The following is a 17,435-nucleotide window of genomic DNA, read 5'->3' as shown; positions in this document are numbered from 1 at the left end:
GAACGATGTCTGACAACATGATTCAGTGGGACCAGGACGCCGACGGCATCGTCGTTCTGACGATGGACGACCCCAACCAGGGCGCCAACACGATGAACCAGCTGTACAAGGACTCGATGGGCGCGACGGTCGACCGCCTCGAGGCCGAGAAGGACAGCATCACCGGAGTCGTGCTGACCTCCGCCAAGAAGACGTTTTTCGCCGGCGGCGATCTGCACACCCTCATCGAAGCCAAGCCCGAGGACGCCCAGCGGGTGTTCGACGAGGTCCAGGAAGTCAAGGGACAGCTGCGTCGGCTCGAGAAGCTCGGTAAGCCGGTCGTGTCCGCCATCAACGGCGCGGCACTCGGCGGCGGACTCGAGATCGCGCTCGCCACGCATCACCGCATCGCGGCCGATGTTCCCGGCGTGCAGATCGGTCTGCCCGAGGTCTCGCTCGGTCTCCTGCCCGGCGGCGGCGGCGTTGCCCGCATCACCCGGCTGCTCGGCATTCAGACCGGCTTCATGACGGTCCTCGCTCAGGGCACTCGGTTCCGTCCGGCCAAGGCTCTCGAAATCGGTCTGGTTCACGAATTGGTCGGCAGCATCGACGAATTGGTGCCCACCGCCAAGGCATGGATCAAGGCCAACCCCGAGGGTGGCGTCGCACCGTGGGACGTCAAGGGTTACAAGATCCCCGGCGGCACGCCGTCGAACCCGAAGCTCGCGCAGATCCTGCCTGCTTTCCCGTCCAATCTGCGCAAGCAGATCAAGGGCGCACCGATGCCGGCTCCGCGCGCGATTCTCGCTGCGGCAGTGGAGGGTGCACAGGTCGACTTCGACAATGCGTGCACCATCGAGTCGCGGTACTTCACCGAATTGGTCACCGGTCTGGTGTCCAAGAACATGATTCAGGCGTTCTTCTTCGACCTGCAGGCGATCAACGCCGGTAAGTCTCGTCCCGACGGCATCGAGAAGACCACCTTCACCAAGGTCGCGGTTCTCGGCGCAGGCATGATGGGCGCGGGCATCGCGTACGTGTGTGCCAAGGCCGGAATCGACGTGGTGCTCAAGGACGTTGCGATCGAGTCGGCGCAGAAGGGCAAGGCGTACTCCGAGGCCATCGAGGCCAAGGCACTCTCGCGTGGCAAGACCACCCAGGAGAAGTCGGACGCTCTGCTCGCACGCATCCACCCGACCGCCGATGCCAAGGACGTCGAAGGTGCCGACCTCGTCATCGAGGCCGTCTTCGAGTCGGAAGAGTTGAAGCAGAAGGTCTTCCAGGAGGTCGAGGACCTCGTCGATCCGACGGCGCTGCTCGGTTCCAACACCTCGACGCTGCCCATCACGAGCCTCGCTCAGGGCATCAAGCGTCAGGAAGACTTCATCGGCATCCACTTCTTCTCACCCGTCGACAAGATGCCGCTGGTGGAGATCATCCGCGGCGAGAAGACGTCGGATGCAGCCTTGGCCAAGGCATTCGACCTCGTGCAGCTCATCAAGAAGACCCCGATCGTCGTCAACGACAGTCGTGGATTCTTCACCTCTCGCGTGATCGGTACGTTCATCAACGAGGCCATCGCGATGTTGGGCGAGGGCGTCGAGCCGTCGACCATCGAGCAGGCCGGTCTGCAGGCCGGTTACCCGGCTGCGCCGCTGCAGCTTTCGGACGAGCTCACGCTCAACCTGATGCAGAAGATCCGCAAGGAAACCTACGACGCCATCAAGGCTGCCGGTGGAACCCCTCCCGAGGATCCGGCCGGCGAGGTCATCGACAAGATGGTCGACGAGTTCGAGCGTCCGTCGAAGGCCAAGGGTGCGGGCTTCTACGAGTACGAAGGCGGCAAGCGCGCCGGCCTGTGGCCCGGACTGCGTGATGCGTTCAAGTCGGGTTCGGCGGACATCCCGTTCGAGGACCTCAAGGAACGCATGCTGTTCATCGAGGCCATCGAGACGCAGAAGTGCTTCGACGAGGGTGTCCTGAACACCACCGCCGACGCCAACATCGGCTCGATCTTCGGCATCGGCTTCCCGGCGTGGACGGGTGGCGTGCACCAGTACGTCGTCGGCTACCCGGGTGGTCAGGCCGGATTCGTCGCTCGCGCGGACGAATTGGCCAAGAAGTACGGCGAGCGCTTCCAGGTTCCGGCCTCGCTGCGCTGACCCCATGTGAGTGGAAACGCGTAGCAGGCTACGAGTTTCCACTCACATGCGCGTAGCGCTCTCACCCGCGATGCGCGATCAACCTCTCGGCGCCGTCTGTGAATTGTTGCTTCATCAATTCGCAGGCGGCGTCGATGTCGTTTCGAACCAGGGCCGCGATTAGATCCTCGTGATTGCGCACGGCTGCTCGGCCCCAGTCGCGGTCGGTGGCGTAGAGACGGGTCGGGGTGTAGCGGGTGGCGTTGTTGAGAAACCACGCCAACTTGGACGACTCGGCCAGACGGTTCAGCACACGATGGAACTCGAACTCGATGTTCTCGACATCCTCGGCCCGGCCATTCTCGACGGCGACCGACAGGGCAGCGGTGAGCTCGGCGAGCCTGTCGAGTTCAATCTCGGTGATCTTCGGTGCCGCCCGGCGTACCAGTTCGACCGCGATCTGCCCCTGCAGCCAGAAGATGTCGACTATGTCGCTCGGCGTCAGCGCAGACACCACATAGCCGCGGTGGGGGACGAGCTCGACGATGCCCTCACCACGCAAGGTCAGTAGCGCCTCACGCACAGGGGTGACGCTGACGCCCAGCTGGGCTGCGGTCTCGTCGAGCCGGATGAAGTCTCCCGGACTCACCTCTCCGGACATCACCAGGTGCCGGACGTGGCTGGCGACTTCCTCGGACAACTGCGGCCGTCGCCTCAGAGCCGTCCGCTTGTCTGCCATGTCGAAAAGCCAATCACACCGCGGGCTTGGTCCGGAGCACAACCTTCGCGACGGGTTCGACGACGCGGGCAGCAATCGGCCCCAGGATGGCCATCAGCAGCACGTATGCGGTCGCCAGGGCTGCCAGTTCGCCTTCGACAGCTCCCGCGGCGACGGCCAGTCCGGCGATGACGATGGAGAACTCTCCGCGCGCCACCAGAGCCGCACCGGCGCGCAGTCGTCCCGGCCTGCCGATTCCCTGCCGACCTGCCGCCCACCAGCCCGTCGCGATCTTGGTCGCGGCGGTGGTGACGGCGAGGACGACGGCCCACCCCAGCACGGGCGGGATGGTCGACGGGTCGGTGCCCAGGCCGAACACGACGAAGAACATCGCGGCGAACAGGTCGCGTAGGGGTTCGAGGACGCGGGTCGCGTTGTCGGCCGTCGAGCCGGAGATCGCGATTCCCAACAGGAACGCGCCGACGGCCGCCGAGACCTGCAGTTCCGACGCGATGCCGGCCACCAGCAGGGCGGATCCCAGCACCTTGAGGAGCACGATTTCTCGGTCGGGACTGTCGACGATCGCCGAGACGAATCTGCCGTATTTCAGCGCGACGACCAACACGAAGGTGATGACGAACAGTGAGATGCCGAGGGCTTCGAGTCCGCCGAGGAAGCTGACTCCGCTCAGGACGGCGGTGAGGATCGGGAGGTAGATGGCCATCGCGAGGTCTTCGAACACCAGGATCGACAGCACGACCGGGGTTTCACGGTTTCCCAGACGGCCCAGATCGGTGAGAACTTTGGCGATGATGCCCGACGACGAGATGTACGTGACGCCGCCCATCACGAGCGCCCCGACTCCGCCCCAGCCGAGCAGCAGCGCGACGACGGCACCGGGCGCGAAGTTGAGGACGATGTCGACCAGACCCGCCATCCACGATCGACGCAGGCCGGTGACGAGCTCGGTTGCGGTGTATTCGAGGCCGAGCAGCAGCAACAGCAGGATGACGCCGATTTCGCTGGCGATCTCGCTGAACTCGTCGATGCCGCCGAGGTTGACGAATCCGCCGTTTCCGAAGGCCAGTCCGCCGAGCAGGTAGAACGGGATGGGGGAGACGCCGATCCGGCCGGCGAGACGAGCGAGAAGTCCGAGAACGAAGAACACGGCACCCAGCTCGGTGAGGGCGAGCGCGCTCTCGGCCACGGGTCAGCCCCGACTGATCTCAGGCATTGCCGAGCAACTTGGCTGCTGCGTCCAGTCCGTCCGCGGTGCCGACAGCGACCAGCAGGTCACCTGCGGCGAGCGTGAAGTCGGGGGTGGGTGACGGTTGTACCTGGCCGGCGCGCATGACAGCGACGACGGATACTCCGGTCTTGGTGCGCATGGCGGTGTCACCGAGTGTGCGGCTGACGAACCGTGAATTCGCGCGAATGGGGAGCTGACGAGTGTTGATTCCGGGGAGATCGCGATGCTCTTCCCCGAGCTGAGCAATGAGTTGCGGCGACCCGAGCAGATTGCCCAGGGCCGCCGCTTCCTCATTGCTCAGGGTGATGGACGCCTGCGTCGCATCGGGGTCGTCCTTGCGCGAAACGATCAACTCGTTCGCGCCGTCCTTGCGGGTGATGACGCCGATGCGGCGCCCGGAAGCGAGGGCAAAATCTTTCCGCACCCCGATTCCGGGCAGCAGGGTCACTTCGACGTTCATGGTCGAAATGCTAGCCCTGCAGGCAACGCGTTATCGCAGGATCAGGAGTGGAGCCTGCAGGAACGACCCGTGAAAATGTGAATCAGGATGCGACGGCAGCGAGCAGCGCTTCGCGCTGGTTTGCGCCGAGGCCGCCGATGCGGCGCGTATCTGCGATGGACAGCTGCTCGAGCAGCTGTGCGGCGCGCACGGATCCAACGCCCGGCAGGGCCTTGATCAGCGCGGACACCTTGGTCTTCTTGACGATCTCGTCGTTCTCCGCCTTGGCGAGGACGTCAGCGACGCTCAGTTCGCCGGACTTGACGGATGCGAGCAGCTTCGACCGCGCAGTGCGTGCCTCGGCCGCCTTGGCCAGCGCCGCGGTGCGCTGTTCCGGTGTCAATACTGGTAAAGCCATGGCCTGTTCTCCTCGATTGTGGTGACCCGTCGCTCGTTGACAGGTCTCGACCCTCTTGCATCGTGCCTGGTGGCTCTTCCAATCTAACCGAACAACACGGGTGTCATTCACGGTCGAACCACCGAACCTCCCTCGCCAGGCTACGTCCTATCCGATTCGGGGTGTGCCCCGACCAGCACTTCGGCCTTCCGGAGTCGGTGTGTGCTGGGTGTTCGACGCCTCGAGCCGGCCCGGTCGGGAGCGGTCGCGTGCGTTTTTCGATGGGCGACGTCGAGTGCCGTGCCGCGGGTACGGGCAGCGTACCCATATCCGAACGGTCGGTCGGATTGTTATTCTGGCGGCATGATGCGCACCCGAGGACTGCTGGCCGGACTGGCCGCGTCGATGCTCCTGCTCGTCGGCGCGGGTACCGCGGCCGCTGCTCCGATCAACGTTCCGTGGTCACCCGACGACGCGCTCGATTCGGAGGTCAGCTTCGAGTCCGGTGGCATCACCTTCTACGGCAGCCTTCGCATGCCGGTCGGCGACACCCGCGGCGTGGCATTGGTGCTGCCGGGCAGCGGGCCGACCGATCGCAACGGGAACTCGGGTGATCTGCACCTGAACACGACTGCATACGTCGCCGACGAGTTGTCCCGACGCGGTATTGCGAGCCTGCGTTTCGACAAGTTCGGGAGCGGCCGCACCGGACTGGCCGGGATGGATCCGAACAATCCTCCGGGCTTCGATGCGCAGGTCGACAATGCGGCCGACGCACTGGCGTTCCTGCAGCAGCGCACCGGAGTCGGGGCGGATCGCACGACGGTGATCGGGCACAGCGAGGGTGCACTGACGGCACTGCGCCTTGCTGATGCCGACAGCGCGGCGTTCACCCATGTCGGCCTGCTCGAGCCGTTGTCCATCCGCTACCTGGATCTGCTGACCGCGCAGGTCGATCGCAACATCGGCGAGGCCGTGGCGGTCGGCCAGTTCACCGAGGAGCAGGCCGCGTCGTCGCGGGATCGCTTCGCCCAGGCCGTCGCCGATATTCGCGCGGGACGACCGCTGTCCGCGGAGCCCGACCCGATAGTTGACGGTCTGAGACTGCGGCAGAGCGCCACCTTCCTGCGGGAAGCGGATGCCACGGACCCGGCGGATCTGGCTGCCGCGCTACCGGACTCGTACTCCTCGTTCCTGACCTGCTCGGACAAGGACCTGAACGTGTCCTGCGGCCAGGTCGAGAACGTGCGAGTGGCCCTGGGCCACACCGATCTCCACTTCGCGCACTTCGCCAACAGCTCGCACATGCTGGGCGAGCTCGGCCCGCTGCCCGCCGATCCGAACACCGCCTTGGCACCGCTGCCGCTCTCGGGGGAGTTTCGCGATGCGTTCGGCCGGTGGGTGGACGGACTCTGACCCGTCGAGTGCGCAGTTACGTCGTCGCTACCGGACAACCGCGAATCGGTGATGCGGCCTGGGTGCCCAGATCTCGCGGGCTGTACCCGACGGGATAGCCGGGGTAGGTCTTGTTGCCCGCGTCGGCTGTCGTGCGTGAGTGTTTTCTCGTGGGCAGGAAACGCTCCACACGAGCCTTGGTCCGCAGCGCCCGCACCGCGGCCCGTTCCAGCATGGGTGAGCCGGCGGGGAAGCCGAATGCGTTCGCCATCCGATCGTCGAGCAACGCGAACACGCCCTGCCGGACGGCCGGGGTGAGCGCGGCGGGAAACCACGAGCAGTACAGATCGAGGGTGTAGGTGCCGATGCGACGGTTGTCCTCGCTGAAGCGGAACGTGCGTTCTTCGTAATCGAGCTTGAACTGTGCGAACTCGGTGTACGACTCTGGAATGTCCTTGATGCCCATGCGTTTACCCACTTCGCTGTAGAAGTGGAAGGTCGCGAGCCGCTCCTTGGGATGCAGGCGACGCCACCCGTAGGTGTCGATCCATTCGATGGGCTCGTAGATGAACGTCGTGAGCACGTACAGCATGTCGTCGTTGGAGATGTCGTACTGCGCGTGCATTCGATTGACCGTCCGCAGTGACTCGCGACCTCGTTCGGAGTCGTATCCGTGCTCGACCATTTCCGACATCAGCAGCGAGGTGTCGTCGTACCGCTTCTGCGGTCGCTTCTCGAACTCGCCGGTCCGGGCCAGCAGAGCGGAGATCGTCGGCACGCAATAGGTTCGGAACAAGGCGAATTCGAGGGCCCGCTGATAATCCCAGGGGAACTCGTACCCCGCGGTGATCCGGTGAATGGTGTGACAGTCGCGGACCGGGTCGAGTTCCTCGACGCGGCGCAACCACCCGTATCGACCCCGACCCGGCGCGATGTCCATGGTCAGCCTCGTCCGTGGCGGAGTTTGAGCGCCAGCACCGAGAGCTTCATGTTCCGGGCTTTGCGCTTCATCGTCAGCAGATCGATCGGTGCCGCGAAGCCCTGCACGGTCAGTGATTTGACGGTGCTGAATTCACGAAGGCCGTCGTCGCCGTGGATGCGCCCGAAGCCCGAGTCGCCCGTTCCGCCGAACGGTAGGGCCGGGACGCCGGCGAAGCCCAGCACCGAATTGACCGTCACGACACCACAATCGAGCTTCTCGGCGGCGCGTCGCCCGACCGCGGTGTCCTTGGTGAACACCGATGCACCCAGACCGTAGGAGGACGCGTTGGCACGGGCGATGGCCTCGTCCAGGTCGCGGACCTTGTTGACGACGACGGTGGGCCCGAACGTCTCCTCGGTGATCGCGGTCGAATCCTCGGGAACGTCGGTGAGGACGACGGGGTCGATGTACGGCCCGTGCAGTGAGTCGAGACCTCCCACCAATGCGGTGCCGCCCTTGGCCAACGCATCCTCGATCTGGCCGCGGACGATGTCGCTCTGCTTGCCCAGCGTCATCGGGCCGTAGGACGAGGTCTTCGATCCACCGGGCTTCAATTCCTTGACCGCCCTGGTGAATTCGGCGACGAACCGGTCGTACACCGGGGCGGCGACGTAGATACGTTCGACTCCGGCGCAGGTCTGCCCGGCATTGCCCATCGCGCCGAACGTCGCGAACTCCACGGCCGCAGAGATATCGGCGTCGGCGTCGACGAGCATCGCGTCCTTACCGCCGCACTCGGCGATCAGCGGCGTCAACGACTTCGCGCACGTGGCCATGACTTTCTTGGCCGTCGCGGTCGAGCCGGTGAACGCGATCTTGTCGACGCGGGCTTCGACCAGGGCAGTGCCGGTGGAACCGTCGCCGGTGATCGTCTGGAACACCGGGTGGGGAGCGGCGAGCGACTGCCACTTCTCGGCCAACCAGACGCCGACACCCGGAGTGAGTTCGCTGGGCTTGAAGACGACGGTGTTGCCTGCGGCGAGGGCGTACGCGATCGACCCCATCGGCGTGTAGAGCGGGTAGTTCCACGGCCCGATGACGCCGACGACGCCGAACGGGCGGTAGCTGACGTAGGCCTTCTGGTTGATGGCGAGCAGACCCGATCCGACCCTGCGCTGTTTCAGGGTCTTGCCGGCGTGGCGCGCCGCCCAATCGATGTGCTCGACGCCCAACATGACTTCCAGCAGGGAGTCCTCGTCCGGCTTGCCGGTTTCGGCGGCGATGACGGCGGCAAGGCTCGCGGCGTCGCGGGCGATCGCGGTCTTGAATTCCAGGAGCCACCGCTTACGGCCCTCGAATCCCTGCGCGTCCCACCACCGGGCGGCCGAGCGGGCGCGGGCCACGGCGATCTCGACCTCGGCGGCGTCGGCGAAAGGGTACGTGGCGAGTGCGAGACCCGTTCTGGGATCGAGGCTTTCGAAGGTGCTCTCGTTCGTTCGTTCGATCTGGTCCGTCACGGGCTCTATCCTCCAGCAGATCGCATCACATATATTTGATGTGATTCAATGTTGTCCAGGACACACTATGCGTCCGTCACCGTTGCAACAACCCCCGCCGCCCCGCTGTGCAGGAGATGTGGAATGAGCCTCGATCTCACGCGCACGGCATCATCGAAACAGCCGATTCCGCGACGTCCGCAGTTGTCCGAGGATGTCGCCGTGAACATTCGTCGCAGGATCGTCGCCGGTGCGCTGAAGCCGGGGACGTTCGTCCGCATCGACGAGACCGCAGCCGAGTTGGGAGTCAGTGCCACCCCGGTACGCGAGGCGCTGGTGTCGCTGCGCGGCGAAGGGCTGCTCGAATCGGTCCCGCATCGGGGCTACCGCGTCGTCGAACTGACACAGCAGGACATCGACGACATCTTCTGGTTGCAGGGCACGATCGCCGCGGCCCTGGCCGAGCGCGCATCCCGGCGGGTGACGGCGGAGCATCTCCAGCAGTTGACCACCCTCAACGACGATCTACGCGACGCCGTGACACGCGCCGCCGCCGATGCCGTCGAACGGTGCGAGTTCGAGTTTCACCGCGCCATCAACAAGATCGCAGGCGGCACCACATTGGCGTGGTTTCTGCTCGGTGCCGTCAAGTACACCCCGACGCATCTCCATGCGTCCGACACCGACTGGGGACGGCGGGCGGTACGCGGCCACGAGGAATTGATCGAGGCGATGCGTCGAGCCGATCACCGGGCCGCCGGTGAACTGATGCGGCATCAGTTCACCGACGCGGCGACCCTGGTTCGATCGTTCAGCTGAGTTCGCTCAGCTCAGGTGATGCGGCTGGGGGTGCGACTTGTGTCCCTCGTCCGAGCCCTCGTTGTCCTGATGACCGTTCGACGTGCCCTGCGCTCCTGTTCCCGCCGGAACCATCGAGATGATCACCGACTTCGAGGTAGGGCAGTTGCTCTGCAGCGCAGTCGAATCCAACGGGATCAGCGGATTGGTCTCGGGGTAGTACGCAGCAGCCGACCCACGCGGGGTGTCGTACTCGACGATGCGGAACGACGGCGCGCACCGTTCCACGTCGTCGTCGTCCCACTTGGTGACGAGATCGACCATGTCGCCGTCGCGGAAGCCGAGCGTCGAGATGTCTTCTCGGTGCACGAAGATGACGCGTCGGCCGTTCTCGATGCCGCGGTACCGATCGCTGAGGCCGTAGATCGTCGTGTTGAACTGATCGTGGCTGCGCAACGTCTGCAGAATCAGATGGCCGGGCGGAACCTGCAGCACGTCGATCGGCGAGACGGCGAATTCGCCCTTCCCGCTCTTGGTTTCGAACGTCCTGCTGTCGCGAGGGGGATGTGGAAGGACGAAGCCGCCGGGGCGTCGAACATTGACCTCGTACCCTTCGCAACCGGCGACGACGCGCGAGATGTGCGTGCGAATGTTGCGGTAGTCGTCGCGGAAACCCTTCCAGTCGAGACCGTATCGGTCGCCGAGTGTCGCCTCGGCGATTCCGCTGACGATCGCGACCTCCGAGCGCAGGTACGGGCTCGCTGGCTTCAGCGGTCCTCGTGACGAGTGCACCGAGCAGGTGGAGTCCTCCACCGAAATCCATTGCTCGCCACTGGCTTGCACGTCCTTCTCGGTGCGTCCGAGGGTCGGCAGAATGAGAGCTGTCTCGCCGCAGACGAGATGCGAACGGTTGATCTTCGTGGAAATCTGCACGGTCATGCGCATCTTGCGCAGCGCCTCGAACGTGACATCGCTGTCGGGCGTCGCCTGTACGAAGTTGCCGCCGAGGCCGAGGAAGAAATGGGCCTTGCCGTCGCGCATGGCGCGGATCGAGTCGACGGTGTCCAAGCCGTGCTCACGGGGCGGCTCGAAGTCGAACTCTGCCGCCATGGCGTCGAGGAAGGCCACCGGAGGGCGCTCCCAGATGCCCATCGTTCGGTCGCCCTGCACGTTCGAATGGCCACGAACCGGAAGCAAACCGGCACCGGCCTTACCGATGTTTCCTTGCGCGAACGCGAGATTGGTGACTTCCTTGATGGTGGCGACGGCATTGCGATGCTGCGTCAGACCCATCGCCCAGCAGAAGACGGTGGCCTTGGAGTCGCGCAGCATTTCGGCGGCCTCGGTGATCTGCTGCATCGACAGACCGGTGACCTCGGTGACGAGATCGAAATCGACCTCGGCAACGTGTGCCTTCCACTCGTCGAATCCGACGGTGTATTCGCCGAGGAATTCGTGATCGAGGGCGTCCCACTTCACCAACAGCGCCCCGAGGGCCTGGAACAGAGCGAGGTCGCCGTTGAGCTTGATCGGCAGGTGCAGATCCGACAGATCGGTACCGGGACCGACCATGCCGCGCGGGGTCTGGGGGTTCTTGAAGTTCAGCAGTCCCGCTTCGCGAAGGGGATTGATGGACAGAATCTTTGCGCCGTTCTGCTTCGCCAGCTCGAGGGCGGAGAGCATACGCGGGTGATTCGTGCCGGGATTCTGGCCGGCCAGGATGATCAGTTCGGCGTTGTGAACGTCGTCGAGCGTGACGCTGGCCTTGCCGATGCCGATGGATTCCTGCAGCGCGATGGACGTCGACTCGTGACACATGTTGGAGCAGTCGGGCATGTTGTTGGTGCCGAACGACCGAGCGAACAACTGGTAGATGAACGCGGACTCGTTGGACGCACGACCCGAGGTGTAGAAGATGGCCTCGTCCGGGCTGGCCAGGCTCTTCAACTCGTCGCCGATCAGACGGAACGCATCGTCCCATTCGATGGGCTCGTAGTGGCTGCCGCCGGGGAGCTTGATCATCGGATGCGTGATGCGGCCTTGCTGACCCAACCAGTGTTCGGTGTGCGCATCGAGCTCGGCAATGCTGTGCTGCGCGAAGAACTCCGGAGTGGCTCGCGTCGTCGTCGCCTCCTCGGCGACGGCCTTGGCACCGTTCTCGCAGAACTCGGCGGCGTGCCGATGACCCGGATCGGGATCGGGCCACGCGCAGCTCATGCAGTCGAAGCCCTCGGCCTGGTTCAGCTTGAGGAGCGTCTGCGCGGTGCGCTTGGGACCCATGTGTCCCAGCGCGCGCTTCATCGACACCGCGACGGCGGTGGCACCTGCCGCATGGGTCTTCGGCTTCTCGATGTCGAGCTCGGCCTCGTCGACGTCGCTGTCGGTGCGTCTCATGCGGGTCCCTTCGTTGCGTTACCCCCGCCCTCGACCATAGCCGTAGGCTCAGCCGGCGAGGAGTGCGGTCACCAAATCCACGTACTCCTGTTTCGCCGAATCCTGGCTCGTGCCTTCGAGCTTCGCCCAGGCATCGAACTTTGCGCGGTTCACCATGTCCAGCCGTCCGGGACGCTTACCCGTCACGTCTCCGATCGAACCTTGCTTGAAGAGCGAGTACAGGCGCAGCAGATCGTCGTTGCTCGGCTTGGACGTGAGCTTCTTGACGTCAACCTGCGCATCGGCGAACGACTGGTCGAGATCGGACATGAACGAGCTCCTTCGGCTGTAGGTGCCGTCATCCTTGCACGGCGGCCTGCTCGAGGATGCGTATACAGTGCGCGACCAGAGCGTCGCGAGTGGCGTCGAGGGTGCCGTCCAGAAAACCGATGAACAGAGCCGTCAACGCGCCGACGGTTCCGACGGCGACGAGCTGCCGGTCGGCGGACTCGGGTAGCCGGGCACGAACCAGTTCGACGAACCCGGGCAGCAGGTCGAGTCCGCGTCGGCTCAGCGCAGGTTCGGCCAACGGAGCGATCAGCAGCACTCGTCCCATCCGAGGCTCGTCGACGACGATTTCGACGAACGCCCGGACGGGCGCGGCCACGGCGTCCTTCGGTGGTGCTCCGGCGACGGCGTTCTCCAGGGCCTCCTGCGCCCGAGCCCCTACCCAGGCGTAGACCGCGCGAACGAACGTGTCGCGATCGGTGAAGCTCTCGTAGAAGTAGCGCTCGGTGAGTCCGGCTGCGCGGCACACGGCGCGCACGTTGACCGCAGGTCCCTCCTGCGCGCCGAGGAGTTCGATCCCCGCATCGAGCAACGCGTCGTATCGCATGGATCTGCGCTCTTCCAACTGTTGACCACGCATGTTGTCGAGGCTACTTTGACAACATGCGTAGTCAGTTCGATCGACCTGTCCCACTCGGTCCCGACTCGCTCACCTGGAAGTACTTCGGTGACTGGCGGGGGATGTTGCAGGGCGTGTGGGCGGGGTCGATGCAGAACATGCACCCGGGCCTCGGAGCGGGCGTCGAACAGCATTCGACGTTCTTCGACGAGCGATGGCAGCGCCTCTACCGCTCCCTGTATCCGATCGGGGGAGTGGTGTTCGACGGCGACCGCGCCGAGGAAACCGCCCGCCAGGTTCGCGGCTACCACAACGACATCAAGGGAATCGACTCGAAAGGGCGCACGTATCACGCCCTCGATCCCGACACCTTCTACTGGGCACACGCGACGTTCTTCATGGGCACGGTGCTCACCGCCGACCGTTTCATGGGCGGACTGACCGAAACGCAGAAAGTGCAATTGTTCGACGAACACGTGCAGTGGTATCGGCTCTACGGCATGAGCATGCGATCGGTGCCCGAGACCTGGGCCGAATTCCAGAAGTACTGGGAGCACATGTGCACACACGTGCTCGAAGACAACATGGCTGCACGTGGAGTACTGGATCTGTCCGCGCTCGGACCACCTCCGTACGCGTCCTGGCTACCGGAACGACTGTGGGCAGTACTGCGCCGCCCGGTCGCATCGTTGTTCGTCTGGATCACCGTCGGGCTCTACGACCCGCCCGTCCGCGAGCTACTGGGATACACCTGGTCGGAGCGCGATGCACGACGGTTCGCACTGTTCGGCAGGGCAGTGGACCTGGCGTTCGGGCTGGTGCCGCGTCGTCGCCGACTCCATCCGCGCGCCCGGGCCGGCTGGGATCGCGTCGCGGGCCGCAGGCCGGCATCGGCTCCTCTGGCGCACACGCCCGCCCGCAATCTGCCGCCGGTACAGCGTCGCTCGCACCCGTCGCACTACAGCCCGAAAGTGTAGGTTTCCGGTCTCCGGGTACAACGCGGGTATGTACAACGTCAGAACTGGCAGCGGGTCGCCGCTGGTCCTCGTCCACGGGCTCGGGTCCTCGCACCGCAACTGGGATCCGATCGTCCCGGCACTTGCGGAACACCGCGAGGTCATTGCCCTCGATCTGCCCGGGTTCGGACGGACGCCGCCGTTGGCCGACGTGTCCATCGCGTCGTTGACCGATGCCCTGCGCGCGTACCTCGACAGCGAGGGATTGTCCGACGCCGATCTCGTCGGCAGCTCGATGGGCGCGCGGATGGTCGTCGAGCTGGCTCGCCGGGGGCACCGGGGGTCGATGGTGGCCCTCGATCCGGGCGGCTTCTGGAACGACCGTCAGGTCAAGGTTTTCGGGGCGACCATCACGGCATCGCTGGCGCTGATGAAGCGGGCGCAACCGCTGGTGCCCTTCCTGGCCGGAAATCCGATCACGAGAACCGCTGCGCTGGCGCAGTTCTCGGCCGCGCCGTGGAAACTGCCGAGCGGACTGGTCGAACGGGAGCTGAAGGGCTTCTCTGCCAAGACTTCACCCTCACTCGATGCGGCGCGGAAGGCGCTGATTCACGGGCCCAAGCAGCAGGGTGCCCCGAAAGGTTCCCTGCAGGGGTCGCTACTCATCGGCTGGGGCCGTCAGGACAAAGTGACGACGCCCAGCCAGGCAGAGGTGGCGATGCAGCGTTTTCCCGACGCCACCCTGCACTGGTTCGACAAATGCGGACACTTCCCGCACTGGGACCAGCCGACCGAAACCGCCCGAGTCATCCTGCGGGCAACCGGTCGCTAGCTCCCATGTGAGTGGAACCTCGTAGCCTGCTACGAAGTTCCACTCACAAGGCTCAACCGTTCCACCACGGACGCAGAGGTACGTCGGCCTGACCTTTCGGTCCCAGCTTGACCGCCAGAACCTGGTGCAGCTGAACGACATTGCGCTCGAATCCCAGACGGGACCCGGCCATGTACAGGCCCCAGACACGGGCGGTTCCCTCGCCGGCCTCGGCGACGCACGCATCCCAGTTGTCCACTAGGTTCTGGCACCACCCGGCGAGGGTCAGCGCGTAGTGCTCGCGCAGGTTCTCCTCGTGCCGGACCTCGAGTCCGACGTCCTGGATCTCGGTGATGATGCGACCCGATCCGGTGAGCTCCCCGTCGGGAAAGACGTACCGGTCGATGAAGCTGCCTGCCTTGGCGTGCGCGCGGTTGTCGGGCCGGGTGATCGAGTGGTTCAGCAGTCGACCACCGTCACGCAGCTTGGACTGGATGAACGTGAAGTACGCCGGGTAGTTGCCGACACCGATGTGCTCGGTCAGCCCGATCGACGAGATCGCGTCGAAATTCGTCTCGGGCACGTCGCGGTAATCGGAGAAGCGAACCTCGGCGAGGTCCGCAAGACCCTCGTCTTCGATGGCCTTCTGCGCCCACGAGGCCTGCTCCTGCGAGAGAGTCACACCGATGACCTGAACTCCGCGTCGCGCTGCGTAGCGCACCATCGAACCCCAGCCGCATCCGATGTCGAGCAGGCGATCACCGGGCTGCAGACCCAGTTTGTCGAACACCAACCGATACTTGTTCTCCTGCGCGGCCTCCAGAGACTGCTCGACGTTCTCGAATGCCGCACAGGTGTACGTCATCGAGGGACCGAGGACCATCTCGTAGAACCTGTTGGACACGTCGTAGTGGTGGTGGATCGCTTCGGCATCGCGTGTCTTGGAATGCCGCAGACCTTCGGCGATGCGACGCCACCGCGGAATCGCCTCCTGGGGCGGAGGAGCGATGGGGCGCAGCACGTCCCAGCCGAGCGACCGAGCGATCGAGGTCAAGGTCATGGCCGACGGGCGGCGAAAATGGAGCTCGTCGCCCATCAGCGCGAGCAGTTCGTAGGGATCACCGGGATGAACACCGGTGGCCTCCAGGTCGCCGGAGACATAGGCGCGGGCCATGCCGAGATCGCCGGGAGCTGTTGCGAGATAGGTGGTTCCGCGTGGGCTCTTGAGGTTGAGGCCGATCTTGGCATCCTCGGGGCCGGCCACGCTGCCGTCGTACGCGGTGAAACGCAGGGGAATGTTGCCGTCGGAGATCAGCTCGAGGATCTCGGAGATCTTGAGTTTCTGTGGCCCGTTCACCGTGCGATTGCCGGAGTCCTTGAACGTCGTCATTTGCGCTGCACCGCCTTCGAGTACAAATCCAGCAATCGGGATTCGCGATCGTATTTCTTCTTCAGTTCTCTGTATTTCTCGCCGCTGTAGAGAACGGCGAATTCATCCTCGGTGTAGTAAGCGTCCGAGTACAGCGATTTATGCCCCTCGAACTCGGTGACCTTCTTCTCGATGGCGCGGTTCGCGGCACCCTCGGGTCGACCGGGCACGATCGGCACCGACGACCAGAAGCCGATGTTGACGTAGGTGCGCTTGGGCTCGAGCGGGTACAGCGGCCACGGCCTGGACGGATCGGCTCCGGGGGCGGCCGGTTCGCGAAGACGCAAGGGGCACAACCACAACGGCTCGATCGGAATCTCGTCGAGAAACCAGCGTACGAATCCGGCGGTGTGTTCGATGGGAACCTCGACGTCCTGTACGACGCGTTCGCGCGGCGGATTTCCCTTGCGCTTCTCGAGTCGATCGGCGATGTCGTACTTGCGATCGAGGCCGATCAACTTCCAGTAGAAGCTGCTGCGCCGGTACTTGCGCGGCCAGAAGCGTCGGATCCGGGGGTTCTGGGTTCCGAACGCACGCGAGCACCAGAACCAGTCGGTGTCCCAGCGCCACAGGTAATCGTGGATGGTGAGCCGATCGGTCTTCGGAGTGTCCGACGAATGCTGGATCGAACGGTAGAAGATGTCGGCACCGGTGTAGTCGCTGACGGGTCCGGGCTCGTCGGTCTGAACCCCGAGAGTGAGATAGCTTTCGTCGGCGCTGAAGACGACGCCGTCCAGGTACTGAACTTCGATGCCGTCGTACTCACGCCGAGCGACGATGGTGTCCATCGTCGTTTGAAGCGTGTCCAGATCGTGGAATCGCAAGTGGCGCAGGGCAACGAACGGAAGTACCGGCTCGAGTTCGATCTTCAGCCGCGTCGAGTAGCCGAGAGTGCCGTACGAGTTGGGAAAGCCCCAGTACAGGTCCGCGTGCTCGCCCTCGGGGGTTGCCGTGAGGATTTCGCCGCTACCGGTGAGGACGTCGATCTCGAGTACCGACTCGTGCGGAAGCCCGCTGCGGAACGACGTCGACTCGATGCCGAGTCCGGTGACCGCGCCGCCGAGGGTGATCGTTTTGAGCTGCGGAACGACGAGAGGGGCGAGGCCGTAGGGCAGCGTCGCGTCGACCAGATCCTCGTACGTGCACATCCCCGCCACGTCGGCGGTGCGAGCCGCGGCATCGACGGTGACGACCTTGCTCAATCCCGAGACGTCGAGTCCCGGCGTCTTCGAGGTCGTCCTGGCCCGAAACAGGTTGGACGTCTTCTTAGCCAGACGCACCGTCGCGTCGGTCGGTATTGCGCGATAGCTGCGAAGCAACTTCTCGACACCCGACCGATGCGCTGCGTAACCGCTCTCCCTCGGTTCTGGCCGTCGTCCGAGAAGAGCATTCACTGAAGCCACGAGTAGACGCTATATCTCGTAC

16 protein-coding genes are annotated in these 17,435 nt (G+C 64.7%); 5 read left to right on the top strand and 11 right to left on the bottom strand.

The annotated features are described in order from the left end of the window. Positions 1–5 precede the first annotated feature (5 nt). On the top strand, positions 6–2,141 hold the full coding sequence (locus K414_RS0102780) for a 3-hydroxyacyl-CoA dehydrogenase NAD-binding domain-containing protein (RefSeq protein WP_027494550.1): 2,136 nt from the start codon (positions 6–8) through the stop codon (positions 2,139–2,141). A 61-nt stretch (positions 2,142–2,202) separates the two neighbouring features. On the opposite strand, the gene K414_RS0102775 is transcribed toward K414_RS0102780, so the two are convergent. The 4 genes from K414_RS0102775 to mihF all read right to left on the bottom strand — a co-directional run bounded on the left by K414_RS0102775 (position 2,203) and on the right by mihF (position 4,944). Further along, positions 2,203–2,859 (bottom strand): GntR family transcriptional regulator, encoded by a 657-nt coding sequence (locus K414_RS0102775; protein WP_027494549.1) that lies wholly within the window; start codon positions 2,857–2,859, stop codon positions 2,203–2,205. 13 nt (positions 2,860–2,872) lie between these two features. Continuing rightward, on the bottom strand, positions 2,873–4,045 hold the full coding sequence (locus K414_RS0102770) for a cation:proton antiporter (RefSeq protein ID WP_027494548.1): 1,173 nt from the start codon (positions 4,043–4,045) through the stop codon (positions 2,873–2,875). A 19-nt stretch (positions 4,046–4,064) separates the two neighbouring features. Then, the gene (locus K414_RS0102765) at positions 4,065–4,547 is read right to left on the bottom strand and encodes a cation:proton antiporter regulatory subunit (protein ID WP_027494547.1); all 483 of its coding nucleotides are present in this window, start codon (positions 4,545–4,547) and stop codon (positions 4,065–4,067) included. Positions 4,548–4,629: 82 nt separating this feature from the next. Beyond that, positions 4,630–4,944, bottom strand: coding sequence for an integration host factor, actinobacterial type (gene mihF / locus K414_RS0102760; protein WP_008712632.1), 315 nt, complete (start codon positions 4,942–4,944; stop codon positions 4,630–4,632). Between the two features lie 342 nt (positions 4,945–5,286). On the opposite strand from mihF, the gene K414_RS0102755 reads away from it, so the two are divergent. Further along, positions 5,287–6,339 (top strand): alpha/beta fold hydrolase, encoded by a 1,053-nt coding sequence (locus tag K414_RS0102755; protein ID WP_051364903.1) that lies wholly within the window; start codon positions 5,287–5,289, stop codon positions 6,337–6,339. A 16-nt stretch (positions 6,340–6,355) separates the two neighbouring features. Here K414_RS0102755 and K414_RS0102750 read toward each other — a convergent pair whose 3' ends face one another. Both K414_RS0102750 and K414_RS0102745 read right to left on the bottom strand, forming a co-directional pair. Further along, positions 6,356–7,258 (bottom strand): oxygenase MpaB family protein, encoded by a 903-nt coding sequence (locus tag K414_RS0102750; protein ID WP_037218826.1) that lies wholly within the window; start codon positions 7,256–7,258, stop codon positions 6,356–6,358. Between the two features lie 2 nt (positions 7,259–7,260). Further along, positions 7,261–8,757: an aldehyde dehydrogenase family protein gene (locus K414_RS0102745; protein ID WP_027494544.1), complete on the bottom strand. Its 1,497-nt coding sequence runs from the start codon at positions 8,755–8,757 to the stop codon at positions 7,261–7,263. A gap of 123 nt (positions 8,758–8,880) precedes the next feature. Here K414_RS0102745 and K414_RS0102740 point away from each other — a divergent pair, with 123 nt between their 5' ends. Next, entirely contained in the window at positions 8,881–9,555 is a 675-nt protein-coding gene (locus K414_RS0102740; protein WP_027494543.1) for a GntR family transcriptional regulator, read from the top strand. A gap of 6 nt (positions 9,556–9,561) precedes the next feature. Here the strand turns inward: K414_RS0102740 and K414_RS0102735 are convergent, their stop codons facing one another. The 3 genes from K414_RS0102735 to K414_RS0102725 are packed head-to-tail and all read right to left on the bottom strand — an operon-like array spanning position 9,562 to position 12,835. Beyond that, on the bottom strand, positions 9,562–11,928 hold the full coding sequence (locus K414_RS0102735; protein ID WP_027494542.1) for an FdhF/YdeP family oxidoreductase: 2,367 nt from the start codon (positions 11,926–11,928) through the stop codon (positions 9,562–9,564). 48 nt (positions 11,929–11,976) lie between these two features. Next, positions 11,977–12,237, bottom strand: a complete 261-nt coding sequence (locus K414_RS0102730) for an acyl-CoA-binding protein (RefSeq protein ID WP_027494541.1) — start codon at positions 12,235–12,237, stop codon at positions 11,977–11,979. Between the two features lie 28 nt (positions 12,238–12,265). Then, on the bottom strand, positions 12,266–12,835 hold the full coding sequence (locus K414_RS0102725; protein ID WP_027494540.1) for a TetR family transcriptional regulator: 570 nt from the start codon (positions 12,833–12,835) through the stop codon (positions 12,266–12,268). Positions 12,836–12,858: 23 nt separating this feature from the next. On the opposite strand from K414_RS0102725, the gene K414_RS0102720 reads away from it, so the two are divergent. Then, positions 12,859–13,791: an oxygenase MpaB family protein gene (locus K414_RS0102720; protein ID WP_027494539.1), complete on the top strand. Its 933-nt coding sequence runs from the start codon at positions 12,859–12,861 to the stop codon at positions 13,789–13,791. A 28-nt stretch (positions 13,792–13,819) separates the two neighbouring features. Beyond that, positions 13,820–14,602, top strand: a complete 783-nt coding sequence (locus tag K414_RS0102715) for an alpha/beta fold hydrolase (RefSeq protein ID WP_027494538.1) — start codon at positions 13,820–13,822, stop codon at positions 14,600–14,602. 52 nt (positions 14,603–14,654) lie between these two features. On the opposite strand, the gene K414_RS0102710 is transcribed toward K414_RS0102715, so the two are convergent. Then, entirely contained in the window at positions 14,655–15,971 is a 1,317-nt protein-coding gene (locus K414_RS0102710; RefSeq protein WP_027494537.1) for a class I SAM-dependent methyltransferase, read from the bottom strand. After that, positions 15,968–17,413: an FAD-binding oxidoreductase gene (locus K414_RS0102705; RefSeq protein WP_045841447.1), complete on the bottom strand. Its 1,446-nt coding sequence runs from the start codon at positions 17,411–17,413 to the stop codon at positions 15,968–15,970. The genes K414_RS0102710 and K414_RS0102705 overlap by 4 nt, the downstream gene beginning before the upstream one ends. Between the last annotated feature and the right edge of the window lie 22 nt (positions 17,414–17,435).

The sequence above is a fragment of the Rhodococcus sp. JG-3 genome, assembly GCF_000482405.1.
Lineage (GTDB): Bacteria > Actinomycetota > Actinomycetes > Mycobacteriales > Mycobacteriaceae > Rhodococcoides > Rhodococcoides fascians.
The sequence above is the reverse complement of the archived record's forward strand: the minus strand, read 5'-3'. Positions and strand labels throughout refer to the sequence as shown.

What these genes read in the sequence shown, in the direction of transcription:
- K414_RS0102730 (WP_027494541.1), bottom strand. Translation starts at nt 12,237, where the DNA reads ATGTCCGATCTCGACCAGTCGTTCGCCGATGCGCAGGTTGACGTCAAG.
- K414_RS0102765 (WP_027494547.1), bottom strand. Translation starts at nt 4,547, where the DNA reads ATGAACGTCGAAGTGACCCTGCTGCCCGGAATCGGGGTGCGGAAAGAT.
- K414_RS0102740 (WP_027494543.1), top strand. Translation starts at nt 8,881, where the DNA reads ATGAGCCTCGATCTCACGCGCACGGCATCATCGAAACAGCCGATTCCG.
- K414_RS0102780 (WP_027494550.1), top strand. Translation starts at nt 6, where the DNA reads ATGTCTGACAACATGATTCAGTGGGACCAGGACGCCGACGGCATCGTC.
- K414_RS0102755 (WP_051364903.1), top strand. Translation starts at nt 5,287, where the DNA reads ATGATGCGCACCCGAGGACTGCTGGCCGGACTGGCCGCGTCGATGCTC.
- mihF (WP_008712632.1), bottom strand. Translation starts at nt 4,944, where the DNA reads ATGGCTTTACCAGTATTGACACCGGAACAGCGCACCGCGGCGCTGGCC.
- K414_RS0102775 (WP_027494549.1), bottom strand. Translation starts at nt 2,859, where the DNA reads ATGGCAGACAAGCGGACGGCTCTGAGGCGACGGCCGCAGTTGTCCGAG.
- K414_RS0102735 (WP_027494542.1), bottom strand. Translation starts at nt 11,928, where the DNA reads ATGAGACGCACCGACAGCGACGTCGACGAGGCCGAGCTCGACATCGAG.
- K414_RS0102750 (WP_037218826.1), bottom strand. Translation starts at nt 7,258, where the DNA reads ATGGACATCGCGCCGGGTCGGGGTCGATACGGGTGGTTGCGCCGCGTC.
- K414_RS0102715 (WP_027494538.1), top strand. Translation starts at nt 13,820, where the DNA reads ATGTACAACGTCAGAACTGGCAGCGGGTCGCCGCTGGTCCTCGTCCAC.
- K414_RS0102720 (WP_027494539.1), top strand. Translation starts at nt 12,859, where the DNA reads ATGCGTAGTCAGTTCGATCGACCTGTCCCACTCGGTCCCGACTCGCTC.
- K414_RS0102725 (WP_027494540.1), bottom strand. Translation starts at nt 12,835, where the DNA reads ATGCGTGGTCAACAGTTGGAAGAGCGCAGATCCATGCGATACGACGCG.
- K414_RS0102710 (WP_027494537.1), bottom strand. Translation starts at nt 15,971, where the DNA reads ATGACGACGTTCAAGGACTCCGGCAATCGCACGGTGAACGGGCCACAG.